The sequence below is a fragment of the Pseudomonas sp. OST1909 genome (assembly GCF_015277575.1).
Taxonomy (GTDB): Bacteria; Pseudomonadota; Gammaproteobacteria; order Pseudomonadales; family Pseudomonadaceae; genus Aquipseudomonas; species Aquipseudomonas synxantha_A.
The window spans coordinates 4508244-4521305 of record NZ_CP063780.1 but is presented as its reverse complement, the minus strand read 5'-3'; the positions used below and the strand labels follow the sequence as shown (position 1 = coordinate 4521305).

8 protein-coding genes are annotated in these 13062 nt (G+C 61.0%); 7 read left to right on the top strand and 1 reads right to left on the bottom strand.

All coding sequences use genetic code 11. The features are described from left to right. Positions 1–67: 67 nt before the first annotated feature. From pap to IH404_RS19530, 3 genes are all read left to right on the top strand, one after another. Positions 68–1582, top strand: coding sequence for a polyphosphate:AMP phosphotransferase (gene pap, locus IH404_RS19540; protein ID WP_005789896.1), 1515 nt, complete (start codon positions 68–70; stop codon positions 1580–1582). Positions 1583–1690: 108 nt separating this feature from the next. Continuing rightward, positions 1691–2875, top strand: a complete 1185-nt coding sequence (locus tag IH404_RS19535; protein WP_194438828.1) for a thiolase family protein — start codon at positions 1691–1693, stop codon at positions 2873–2875. Positions 2876–3598: 723 nt separating this feature from the next. Beyond that, complete coding sequence (locus tag IH404_RS19530) at positions 3599–4555, top strand: DMT family transporter (protein WP_005789894.1); 957 nt, start codon at positions 3599–3601, stop codon at positions 4553–4555. Here the strand turns inward: IH404_RS19530 and IH404_RS19525 are convergent. Next, complete coding sequence (locus IH404_RS19525; protein WP_032880155.1) at positions 4552–5934, bottom strand: class II fumarate hydratase; 1383 nt, start codon at positions 5932–5934, stop codon at positions 4552–4554. The two genes, IH404_RS19530 and IH404_RS19525, sit on opposite strands and share 4 nt — an antisense overlap. A gap of 195 nt (positions 5935–6129) precedes the next feature. On the opposite strand from IH404_RS19525, the gene IH404_RS19520 reads away from it, so the two are divergent. The 4 genes from IH404_RS19520 to IH404_RS19505 all read left to right on the top strand — a co-directional run bounded on the left by IH404_RS19520 (position 6130) and on the right by IH404_RS19505 (position 12958). Then, positions 6130–6648 (top strand): DUF2059 domain-containing protein, encoded by a 519-nt coding sequence (locus IH404_RS19520; protein ID WP_003175221.1) that lies wholly within the window; start codon positions 6130–6132, stop codon positions 6646–6648. A 6-nt stretch (positions 6649–6654) separates the two neighbouring features. Then, positions 6655–6948, top strand: coding sequence for a BolA family protein (locus tag IH404_RS19515; RefSeq protein ID WP_005789892.1), 294 nt, complete (start codon positions 6655–6657; stop codon positions 6946–6948). A gap of 210 nt (positions 6949–7158) precedes the next feature. Then, the gene (locus IH404_RS19510) at positions 7159–9846 is read left to right on the top strand and encodes an RHS repeat-associated core domain-containing protein (RefSeq protein WP_242462621.1); all 2688 of its coding nucleotides are present in this window, start codon (positions 7159–7161) and stop codon (positions 9844–9846) included. A gap of 124 nt (positions 9847–9970) precedes the next feature. Continuing rightward, positions 9971–12958 (top strand): RHS repeat-associated core domain-containing protein, encoded by a 2988-nt coding sequence (locus tag IH404_RS19505; protein ID WP_194438825.1) that lies wholly within the window; start codon positions 9971–9973, stop codon positions 12956–12958. Positions 12959–13062 lie beyond the last annotated feature (104 nt).

Genomic DNA, 13062 nt, shown 5'->3' with positions numbered 1-13062 from the left:
GTGAAATTCCTTGCCTGCCGTGGGGCCCAATCCGCTAGTCTTGAGCCATCTTGAAACGGAGCTGCCCATGTTCGAATCCGCCGAAATCGGTCACGCCATCGACAAAGACACCTATGACGCCGAAGTGCCGGCCCTGCGTGAAGCCTTGCTGGAGGTGCAGTACGAGCTGCAGCAGCAGAAGCGCTTCCCGGTGATCATCCTGATCAACGGCATCGAAGGCGCGGGCAAGGGCGAAACCGTCAAGCTGCTCAATGAATGGATGGACCCGCGCCTGATCGAAGTGCGCACCTTCGACCAGCAGACCGACGAAGAACTGGCGCGCCCGCCGGCCTGGCGCTACTGGCGGCAATTGCCGGCCAAGGGCCGCATGGGGATCTTTTTCGGCAATTGGTACAGCCAGATGCTGCAAGGCCGGGTGCATGGGCAGATCAAGGACGCGCGCCTGGACCAGGCTATCGCCGGTGCCGAGCGCCTGGAAAAGATGCTCTGCGATGAAGGCGCACTGATTTTCAAGTTCTGGTTCCACCTGTCCAAAAAACAGATGAAGGCGCGTCTCAAGGCCTTGGCCGATGACCCGTTGCACAGCTGGCGCATCAGCCCGCTGGATTGGCAGCAGTCCAAGACCTACGACAAGTTCGTGCATTTCGGTGAGCGCGTGCTGCGTCGCACCAGCCGCGACTATGCGCCCTGGCATGTAATCGAGGGTGTCGACCCGCATTACCGTGGGCTGACCGTGGGCAAGATCCTGCTGGATGGGCTGCAAAGTGCCTTGAAGCAGGCCAAGGTCAAGGCCAGCGGCATGAACCCGGCGCCGTTGCTTGCCTCGGTTGACCGCAAGAGCCTGCTCGACAGCCTCGACATGACCCTGCGCCTGGACAAGGACGATTACGAAGAACAGCTGATCACCGAGCAGGCGCGCTTCTCTGGCCTGATGCGCGACAAACGCATGCGCAAGCACGCGCTGGTGAGCGTATTCGAAGGCAACGACGCAGCCGGCAAGGGCGGGGCGATCCGTCGTGTGGCGGCAGCACTGGACCCGCGCCAGTACCACATCGTGCCGATTGCCGCGCCCAGTGAAGACGAGCGCGCCCAGCCTTATCTATGGCGGTTCTGGCAGAAGATCCCTGCGCGTGGCATGTTCACCGTGTTCGACCGCTCCTGGTACGGCCGCGTGCTGGTGGAACGCATCGAAGGCTTTTGCACCCCGGCGGACTGGATGCGCGCCTATGGCGAGATCAATGACTTTGAAGAGCAACTGCGCGATGCGGGGGTGATCGTGGTCAAGTTCTGGCTGGCCATCGACAAGGACACTCAGCTGGAGCGCTTCCAGGCCCGTGAAGAAATCCCTTTCAAACGCTTCAAGATCACCGAAGACGACTGGCGCAATCGCGACAAGTGGGACGACTACCGCGCGGCAGTGGGCGACATGGTTGATCGCACCAGCACCGAGGTGGCGCCCTGGACCCTGGTAGAAGCCAACGACAAGCGCTGGGCGCGGGTCAAGGTGTTGCGCACCATCAACCGGGCGCTGGAGGATGCGTTCGCTAAAACCGACAAGCACGACAAGAAGAAAAAGAAATAGCCCGGTCTTCCCGACCTCCATGCTTTTGCATCCATGCAGTGAATGATCATCGCGGTCGGCCAGGCCTGGATCTATCCTCGATCTACAACCACAAGATCGAGGTGCCCCATGCGTGAAGTAGTGATCGTCGACAGCGTGCGAACCGGCCTGGCCAAGTCCTTTCGTGGCAAATTCAACCAGACCCGGCCCGATGACATGGCGGCTCATTGCGTCAATGCACTGTTGGCCCGTAACGGCATTGACCCGGCCACAGTGGAAGATTGCATCGTCGGTGCCGGGTCCAACGAGGGTGCCCAGGGCTACAACATCGGGCGCAATGTGGCGGTGCTGTCGCAACTTGGCACCGGTACGGCAGGCATGACCCTCAACCGTTTCTGTTCGTCAGGCTTGCAGGCCATTGCCATCGCCGCCAACCAGATCGCTTCGGGCTGCAGCGACATCATTGTCGCCGGCGGTGTCGAGTCCATCAGCCTGACCCTGAAAAGCGTCAACACCGATAACCTGATCAACCCGCTGCTTAAAGAGCAGGTGCCAGGCATTTACTTTCCCATGGGCCAGACCGCCGAAATCGTTGCCCGTCGCTATCACGTCAGCCGCCAGGAGCAGGATCTTTACGCCCTGCAAAGCCAGCAGCGCACGGCCCAGGCCCAGGCCGATGGCTTGTTCAATGACGAAATTGTGCCGATGGCGGTCCAGTACAAGGTCGAGGACAAGCATACCGGCGAGGTGCAGATCCTCGATGGCGTGGTAGATCGGGATGACTGCAATCGTGCGGACACCAGCCTGGACAGTCTTGCCGGGCTCAAGCCCGTGTTTGCCGAGGACGGCTCGGTGACTGCGGGTAATTCCTCGCAGCTCTCCGATGGTGCTTCGATGACGCTGGTGATGAGCCTGGCAAAAGCCCTCGCGTTGGGGCTCAAGCCCAAGGCGTTTTTCCGTGGTTTTACCGTGGCCGGTTGTGAGCCGGACGAGATGGGCATCGGCCCGGTGTTTTCGGTGCCCAAGTTGCTCAAGGCCAAAGGCTTGCAGGTGGCGGATATCGACCTGTGGGAACTCAATGAGGCCTTTGCTTCCCAGTGTCTTTACGCGCGCAATCGACTGGAGATTGATAACGCCAGGTACAACGTCAACGGCGGCTCGATCTCCATCGGTCACCCGTTCGGCATGACGGGCTCGCGACAGGTGGGGCACCTGGTGCGCGAACTGCAACGGCGCAATCTGCGTTATGGGATTGTCACCATGTGCGTGGGCGGCGGGATGGGCGCTACCGGACTTTTCGAAGCCGTACGCTGAGTCAGGTTGGAATACGGCCAATGTGGGAGCTGGCTTGCCTGCGATAGCCATGGGTATCTACACAACTTTGGTACGCTGCTGCTCCTTTGCAAGGGAGCTTGCTGCCTGTCAGCTTATAGCTATCTAGCTGATGCACCGCGATCCAAATGTGGGAGGGGGCTTGCTCCCGATGGCGGCCTCAGGGCCGACCAGGATGTTGGATTAGACCGAGTACATATCCATTGCTGCGGTAGCGGCTGCTATTGGTTCCGCTTTTACAGCGGGTCACTTTTGGAAAAGAGCCCCAAAAGTAACCAAAAGGGCTCTTGCCCCACCACTCGGCACCTCGCTCAGGCTCGGTGTGCCCGTAATCCGCCAGTGATTTGGGGGGCCGCCGCCACGCGCCATCCATGGCGCGGGGCGGCTAAACCGGCATCCCTGCCGGTTTACCCCCCAAATCCCTGTCGAATTCCGGCCAGCGTGGTTTAACGGGGCGCTTAAGATCAAAAGCAGATCAAGAGCAAGATCAAGAGCGGCTTGCTTCGCATCGTGGTTACTGATGGTTGCTACGTCAGAGTTGTGTAGATACCCATGCTGCGATAGCGGTGGGTCAGCGACAGATTGGGTACAGATAAACCGCCATCGCAGGCAAGCCAGCTCCCACATTCAAGACTGTGACGTATCCGAACTCAGTGACTTGCCCCTAGAATGCCTGCTCCACTTCCTCTGGCATCTGGGGCACTCATGCACATCTCCTCCGGCCGCTGGGTCTACGGCTTTTTCCTGACCCTGCTGACCGCGTTTCTGTGGGGCATCCTTCCGGTCAAGCTCAAGCAAGTGCTGCAAGTGATGGACCCGATCACCGTCACCTGGTTTCGCCTCACGGTGGCCGGCACTTGCCTGTTTGTCTATCTGGCTGCCACCAAGCGCTTGCCCAGCCGTAAAGTGCTCGGCCCCAGGGGCGGCTGGCTGGTGGGCATGGCGGTGTGCGGGCTGGTCGGCAACTACGTGCTGTATCTGGTTGGGCTGAGAATGCTCAGCCCGGGCACCGCGCAGTTGGTGGTGCAGATGGGCCCGATCTTTCTGATGGTAGCCAGTGTGTTTGTGTTCAAGGAGCGCTTCAGCCTGGGGCAGGGTGTGGGGCTGGTGGTGCTGATTATCGGCTTTGGTTTGTTCTTCAACCAACGCCTGGTGGAGTTGCTGACGTCCATGGGCACCTACACCGCCGGTGTGCTGACGATCCTGCTCGCCACCACCATCTGGGTGTTCTATGCATTGGGGCAGAAGCAGTTGCTGACAGTGTGGAATTCGTTGCAGGTGATGATGGTGATCTACCTGTCGTGCGCAGTGTTGCTCACGCCGTGGGCGCATCCGCTGGAGGCGTTGCAGTTGAGCCCGCTGCAAGGGTGGCTGCTGCTGGCGTGCTGCATGAATACGCTGGTGGCCTACGGCGCATTTGCCGAAGCCCTGGCGCATTGGGAAGCCTCGCGGGTCAGTGCGACCCTGGCGTTGACGCCGTTGGTGACCTTTGTGGCGGTGGCCTTGGCGGCCTGGCTGTGGCCTGACTATGTGCAGGCTGAGGAGATCAATGCCCTGGGGTATGTGGGGGCGCTGGTGGTGGTGACGGGGTCGGCGATGGTTGCGTTGGCGCCTTCGCTGCTCGCCGGGCTCAGGGCCCGGCGGCTGCGGATGTCGGTTTAAGCGCCGAGCATGTTTTCCGGGCGGACCCACTGGTCAAACTCGGCGTCGGTGAGGTAGCCGAGCTCCAGCGCGGCTTCGCGCAGTGTCAGCCCTTCGGCGTAAGCCTTCTTGGCGATCTCTGCCGACTTGTCGTAGCCGATATGCGGGTTGAGCGCGGTGACCAGCATCAGCCCGCGTTCCAGGTGTTCGGCCATTTGCGCGGCGTCGGGCTCAAGACCCGCGATGCAATGCTCCTGGAAGTTGTTGCAGCCATCGGCCAGCAGGCGGATCGACTCCAGCAGGTTGTGAATAATCACCGGTTTGTACACGTTCAACTGCAAGTGCCCTTGGCTGGCGGCCATGCCGATGGTCACGTCGTTGCCCAGTACCTGGCAGGCCAGCATCGACAGCGCTTCGCACTGGGTGGGGTTGACCTTGCCGGGCATGATCGAACTGCCCGGTTCGTTGGCCGGCAACTTCACTTCGGCCAGCCCTGTGCGTGGGCCGGAACCCAGCAGGCGCAGGTCGTTGGCGATTTTCATGAGGGCCACGGCCAGGGTTTTCAGCGCGCCGTGCAAGGTGACCAGCGGCTCATGGCCGGAGAGGGCGGCGAATTTGTTCGGTGCGGTCACGAAGGGCAAGCCCGACAGCGCCGCCAGTTCCGAGGCAATCGCCTCGCCGAAGCCATGGGGTGCGTTGAGCCCGGTGCCGACGGCAGTGCCGCCCTGTGCCAGCTCGCACACGGCGGGCAGGGCGCTGCGGATCGCGCGCTCGGCGTAATCGAGCTGGGCGATAAACGCCGACAGCTCCTGGCCGAAGGTGATCGGCGTGGCGTCCATCATGTGGGTGCGCCCGGTCTTGACCAGCTTCATATGCCGCGCGGCCAATTCCGCCAGGCCACCGGACAGCGTCGCGATAGCAGGCAGCAGTTGCTGGTGCACTGCTTGCACCGCAGCAATGCTCATGGCGGTTGGGAAGCAGTCGTTGGAGCTTTGGGAGCGGTTCACATGGTCGTTGGGGTGTACCGGGCTTTTGCCGCCCCGGTTGTTGCCGGCCAGTTCGTTGGCGCGGCCGGCGATCACTTCGTTGGCGTTCATGTTGCTCTGGGTGCCACTGCCGGTCTGCCAGACCACCAGCGGGAACTGGTCGTCATGCTGGCCGTCGAGGATTTCGTCGGCAGCCTGTTCGATCAGCCGGGCGATATCGGCGGGCAGGTCGCCGTTGCGGTCATTGACCCGGGCGGCGGCCTTCTTGATCAGGGCCAGGGCATGCAATACCGCCAGCGGCATACGCTGCTCGCCAATCGCAAAATTGACCAGCGAGCGCTGGGTTTGCGCGCCCCAATAGGCATCATCAGGGACCTGTACTTCTCCCAGGCTGTCGGTTTCGATACGGCTCATCGGGCACCCTCCTTATCCAGTCGTGATTGGTCAGTTTAGGCCCTGGCGGCTGCCGTGGGTTCCCTAAATCCGCATTTGTGCCATTGCGCCCCGCAAAACCAGGGCCTGCGTGGGGTGGGGTTGAGCCGCGAGGTTTTTTAGGCGCAGAATGGGCGCCCTTGGGGTCTTACCTCGCCTGCTAGAAAAGGAAACTCGATGACTCGTCTTCGTGCCATCTGTACCGCGGTTGCTCTGGTTTGCGCCAGCGGCCAGGTTTTTGCCGATACCGCCAGCCACAACGCCAGTGCCGAAGCCTTCCTTACCCTGGCCCACGCTGACAAGCTGGGGACCCCGGTGTACATGCAAGTGCAGCAAATGTTCGCCCAGCGTTTCGAACAGACCAAGGCGCCTGCCGCCAAGCAGTCCGTACTGGACAGCTACCAGGCCAAGGCCAACGCCGCCCTGGACCAGGCCATCGGCTGGCCGAAGCTCAAGCCTGATATGGTCAAGCTCTACACCACCAACTTCAGCGAATCCGAGCTCAAGGACCTGGTAGCGTTCTACCAGTCGCCACTTGGCAAGAAGGTCCTGGAAAAAATGCCGCAGCTGACCCAGCAATCGGCCCAGATGACCCAGGCCAAACTGGAAAGCGCCGTACCGGTGGTGAACAAGCTGTTGGAAGACATGACCAATGAGCTGGCGCCAAAAGCCGCCGCACCGGCCAAGAAGAAGTAAGCAGCAATGACCATGCAACAGCGTATCGAAACGGCGCTCGCCGCCCTGGGCCCGCAACACTTGAGTGTGCTGGATGAAAGCCACATGCACAGCCGTGGGTTGCAGACCCACTTCAAGGCCGTGCTGGTCAGCCCGCAGTTCGAAGGGCTCAACCGCGTCAAGCGCCACCAGAAGGTCTACGCCACCCTGGGTGACCTGATGAGCGAATTTCATGCGTTGGCGCTGCATACCTACACGCCTGAGGAATGGGCGAAAATCGACGCAGCCCCGGCCTCGCCGACCTGCGCCGGCGGGCACTGAAAACCTTTGAGGCCAGCAGGTGCCAAGCCTGCTGGCCTCGATAGGTGGTGTCAGGATCTGGTTACACACGGCTTCTTTTTATACCCCTTTATCGAGGCCGGTACCTCTAGGATTTGTTGACCTTAGTGCAAAACAGGTCATGAATTCATGTCTAACGCCCTTCATCGAAATACGCCTACCTTGACGGCCATTGACCCTCGCGGGTTAGCCGTGCGCACTGTGCAGTATCATCGTGCAACGCTCGCGGACTCCCCTCAGCCGCGGGTCAATCGCCAGGTGTTGAGTGCCAGTGGTTTTTTACTTGAACAGTGGGACCCACGTCAGTTCGCTCTTGGCTCGACCGGGGTGGCGGCGCAATCGAACCTTTACAGCCTGTCCGGTGAAACCGTGCGAACCCAGAGTATGGATGCCGGCTGGCGCTTGGTCTTGTACGGTACAGCTCGGCAGCGGTTGCACAGCTGGGACTCGCGCGGCGCCCTCCAGGCGTTTCACTATGACCGTTTGCTGCGCCCTGTGACGGTGTTCGAACAATCTGCAGAGGACCCGACACCCCGTTGTGTCGAGCGTATGACGTACGCGCCCGCCATCCCGGCCGAGGTCGTCGGCAATCGCTGTGGACGGCTGATTCGCCATGCGGACCCGGCGGGTGTGCTGCTGGCGGAGGCGTACGCGATCGATCAGCGCCTCATCAAGCAAACCAGACGGTTTCGCACCGATATCGCTCTGGTCGACTGGCCACACAGCGATGAGGCACAGGATCTGCTAACGGAACGCCAGGCCTATACCACCACCTGGCGATACGATGCGCTGGGTGCAATGCTGGAGCAGACCGATGCCAAGGACAACCGCCTACAGTGGCGCTATGGGCAACAGGGCTGGCTGCTGGAAATGCTGCTGATCTTCAAGACCGGCGAGCGCCAAGTGTTGATGAATCAGCGGGTGTACAACTCCAGTGGCCAAGCCGTGTCCGAGCGGGCGGGCAATAACGTTACCAAAGTCGCCCGTTACGCCGAGCACGACGGTCGTTTGCAGCAACTTGAGGTGTACCGCCAAGGGCAGGCCGGCACGCCGCTGCAGCAACTGGTATATGAGTACGACCCGGCCGGCAACATCCTCAGCCTCAGCGACCAGGCGCAACCGACTCAATGGCACAGCAACACCCGGATTGATGCGGTTAATCGATACCAGTACGACACGCTTTATCAGTTGATCCAGGCCAGCGGTCGGGAAAACAGCGCCAATGCCGGGGGCCGGGCTTTGCCGACGCAGGTGCAGTTCGGGGCGACGGATCAGGGGCTCTGGCGCAATTACACCCAGCATTATGTCTATGATGAGGCGGGCAATCTGACGCGCCTTCGACACGTGCCCTCCAGCGGCACAGGCTATACCCGCGAAATGCAAGTGGCGGCGCTCACGAACCGCGCTGTGCCCGTAGTGCAAGGGCGGCAGGTGCAATGGAATGGGGCGTTCGATGCCAATGGCAATCAGCTGTCGCTCGACGGCACGCAGCAGGCGGCCTGGAATGTGCGCAACCAATTGACCTATGCCACCCAGGTACAGCGTGAGAGCGGTGACCCTGATGTGGAAAGTTACCTGTATGACAGCCAGGGTCTGCGCGCACTCAAGGTTCGCAGCCGTGAAGCCAGTGCAAAACCTTACACCCAGGAAACCTATTACCTGCCAGGCCTGCAAGTACACAAGCAAACAGCGCAGCGCTTCAATGTGCTGGACATCGATACGGGCGGTGGGCGAGTCAGCGTGGTGCAATGGGAGTCGGGCAAGCCCAGCGAGATGAGTACCCACTCACTGCGATTCAGCATTTTGGATCACCTCAAGAGCTGTGCGCTGGAACTGGACGAGCAGGCTCGCTTGTTGAGCCAGGAGCATTACTTTCCTTATGGCGCAACGGCGTGGTGGGCAACCAGCAATATCGTTCGGGGGCACCCTAAGATTCGCCGTTACTCCGACAAGGAGCGCGACGCCACGGGCCTGTACTACTACGGTGCGCGTTATTACGCACCGTGGTTGCAGCGCTGGATAAGCCCGGACCCGATGGGCGATGTGGACGGCTTGAACCTGTATGCGATGGCCCGGGGCAATCCCGTAGGGTTCAGGGATGCCGATGGCACGCAAACGACGTTTGGCGAGCAATTCCAACCCGGTCGAGGCGATATTCTCTTTGGCTTGGCCGCGACGGTTGCTGCCTACAGGAGTTTCTGGTCGAAGCTGAGTGCACGCGGGGATGCGATGGTGGCCTATTTCTCAGGCGCGGAACTGCAGCGCTGGACTGCCGGGCTGGCGCCTCCCGTTCGCGCCTTCTCTGCATTTCGTAACACGAATGCGGAGCTATTCAGCGACTTGACGCAAGATCCACATGATCCAGCGAAAGCTAACGAACTCAAGGCCGAGCTCATTGAGCAGCTTTCGGTCGGCGTCCGGCCGTTTTACGAGGGCATTGTTTCGAAGTATTCAGGTTGTACGTCAACTTCCTGCAACCAGCAATTCGCGAGGAGGTTTGTCAGTGATCTTGCCGCAGGCAGGTATTCACTCGAGGCCACGGCTCGCCAACACATTGGCACAGACCTATTGGCCATCCAGCAAAAAATCGTCACGCGAAGCAGCAAATCGGCTTTGGAAACCTTGACTAGCCCGCAAAGTGCGGCGATGGTCCATTTCGCTCTCGACAATTTGGATATAGAAGCCGTCGTCAGCAAGCAGCGGGTATCTGCCACGGCCTCCGAGCTGCGCTGGCTTTATCGGCATCGTCTGCAACTGGCAGGTCGCGTGACGTTCTATCAAAACCAACAGCGGGTCGACGCGCCTTGGGAGTCAAACGCGTCCGCTTGGCGTCGCTACAAACCCAGCCGTCCGAGGGTGTCAGGGCGGGCGGCACGCTGACACGTGAGCGGGTCGGGGCGATGCCAGTAACTGGATACACAAAAGCATCCTCCAGCACCACCTTTCTGATCCCCTCATCCCTAGGCTCTCAGGACTACTTGTTCAGCAATAAGGTCCTGAGGTCATGTCTGATTCCATCCATCGAAATACGCCGTCCCTGGCCGCAGTCGACCCGCGTGGGTTAATTGTTCGTAACATTGATTACTTCCGCTCAAGAGCGGAAGTTGAACCGCAAGTGCGCATTCATCGTCAGGTATTTGGCAGTACGGGCTTGATGATTGAACAGTGGGACCCACGTTTGTTGCAGTTGTCACGCTCACAGCCTGACACCGCGCCCAATCAACGTACGGTCTATAGCCTTGGCGGACAGGCGTTGCGCACCGACAGCGTGGATGCCGGCTGGCGACTGACACTGATGGGGCAAGCCGGGCAGTTACTGGAAGAGTGGGATGGACGGGGCGCTCACCAGGCTCATCACTACGATCAATATCTGCGGCCGGTCGCAGTCTTCGAACAGGCGGCCAGTGACGGGCAGGCGCTGTGCGTCGAGCGTCTTGCCTATGCTGCATCTTCGAATGAAGAGGCTGCGCGCAACCGCTGTGGCCGTGTGGTTCGCCACGATGACGGCGGCGGCTCGTTGTTCCACGAGCGGTATGGGGTGCACGCAGAAGTTGCTCAGCAGACCCGACGCTTCCGGAAGGCGGATGCCGCGCTGGATTGGCCGCAGCCCGATGCACAACGCGAGCTGCGCCTGGAGCCCGAGAGGTTCCAGACTTCCATTGGGTTCAACGCGCTGGGTGAGCGCATGCATCACACGGACGCCAAGGGCAATCGCTTCGACTACGCCTACGGCATTGACGGCCAACCGGCGAGTATCTTTGTGACGCCCAAGGGCGGCGTGCGTACGCAGGTGTTGGGCCAGCGGCACTACAGCGCAGCGGGTCAAGTGCTCAGCGAACGCGCCGGCAATGGCGTTGTGCGTGCCATGCACTACCGTGAATTCGATGGTCGCTTGCGGCAAATGACTGCCCATCTGCCCGCGCAACCGGGCGCAGCGCTGCAAGACCTGCGCTACGAGTATGACGGCGTTGGCAACGTCGTGCGGATCGATGACCTTGCCCAGCCGACGCAATGGTCCAGCAACACCCGAATCAGTTCGGCCAGTCTTTATGAGTACGACACGTTATCGCAACTGACCAAGGCTTGCGGCCGCGAAACCGCCGGCAACCCTGGAGGCTCGGCGTTACCAGCGAGGGTGGCGTTTGGCTCGGCTGACGACAGCGTATGGCGTCGCTACACCCAGCAGTTCAGCTATGACGCCGCCGGAAATATGCTTGAGTTGCAACATGTGCCCAGCAGCGGCACGGGCTTCACGCGGCAGATGAGCGTGGCCGCGGGCAGCAATCATTTTCTGCCGCAGGCCGAGGGCAAGAGCGCGCCGGGGTTGGGCCAGGGCTTTGACCGCAACGGCAATCTGCAAGCATTGGCAGGCGATCACAAGATGGACTGGGATGTGCGCAACCAACTGGTGCGCCTCACGCAGGTGCGGCGCGAGGGCGGCAACGACGATGAAGAGCGCTACGCCTACGATGCCACGGGCCAGCGCATCTTCAAACGCAGGGTCTACCAGGCCAGGAGCGTGGTGCATACGGCCGAGGTACGCTACTTGCCGGGACTGGAAATTCGCCATGACAGCGCAACGGGTGAGCAACTGAATGTACTCAACCTTGATGCCGGTACGACCACGGTGCGCGTCCTGCTGTGGGATCGCCACCCTTCGGGAGGGCGCCAGCAGGCGCAGATCCGTTACGGCTTGTCGGACCACTTGGGTAGCAGCAGCCTGGAACTGGGCGAGCAGGCGCAACTGCTCAGCCAGGAAAGTTATTATCCCTACGGCGGGACTGCGTGGTGGGCGGCCAAGAATGCCAGCGAGGCGAGTTACAGGTTCATCCGTTACTCGGGCAAGGAGCGCGATGCCAGCGGGTTGTCTTACTACGGCTTCAGGTATTACGCGCCGTGGTTATGCCGATGGATCAGCCCGGACCCGATCGGCGATGCCGATGGCTTGAATCTGTACGCCATGGTTGGCGGTAATCCGGTTAGCAAGGTCGATGCGCAAGGGCTGGCTGCCACATCGGCTTTGGAGGAGTCGCAGGATAAACAAATACGCAGGCTTTCCATCAGCCGCAGGCTCGCGAATATAGGCAGGGTTATGCGCCCGAGGATACAACCGGCCTCGTCGGCAGCGATTCGCGATGGTTTATCCACCTATATCGCCAATGCAATCGCGACGGGCGTCGATCTGGCGGTCTTCAGTACCGTCCAGCCCACGGCACAACGCAACCAAATCTTGCGCCTTACCGTTGCGGTGCTGGATGCAGTGTCCACGGCACATATGAGCACCGGTATTGCCGGTAACTGGACGCGATATGCGCCACAGATCGGTGCTATTTTTGCAGGTGCCGCGGGTATGGGGTATGCCATGCATGGCGACTCGATAGGTGATCAAGCCGAGCACAGCTGGGACCCGGTGGCGGTCCAGCGGTTGGGCGGACATGTGCGCGCGCTCTCCAGAGAACTGGTGCAGCAGGTCCTTCGTGGGCACGGTACCGGCATCTCCTGGGGCAGCACGCCCCTGCGCGGCAGGGTCACGCGCACCGCCGGAGCGACGGCCGCCTATGCCCTTGCTACCGTGGCCAACGCTGTTTATGGCGGGGAAGTGCCTGCGCTGATGCAACCCAATGTCTCACCTGCAATAGAAGCCTACGATGGGGCGATGGGAACGATGATGCGTGGCGGTCACCGGACCGCCGTCCACGATCCCCATGGCCAAACCGTACAGCTGCCGGATCCTGTCGCGACGGCGCACGGTGGGCTGAGCAGAATGTTCAATCAGGTGTGGACGCACTGGGCCGCGTCCGGTGTCGAGGCATTGGCCGTTGCGCTGACGGGCCTGCCCCAGGCCGCTCAAGGCCGGACCACTCGAACAATTGTCATGGCGGCCCGCGGCGTGATTGCATCATTGACCGAATGGCGCGGCTTTTTCGTAACGTTTGCCAGGCGCGGGTATACAACCTTGGCGTCGCGATGGGGCGCAGCCCGGCGATCCTGACAAGAACATGAATGGGTCGTCGCTGCGGCCCATTCAACATCCCAGTCGGCTTCAAGGCTGCCTTTGCAGGCAAGCCACACACATTTGAACGGCTCACGCTGGAG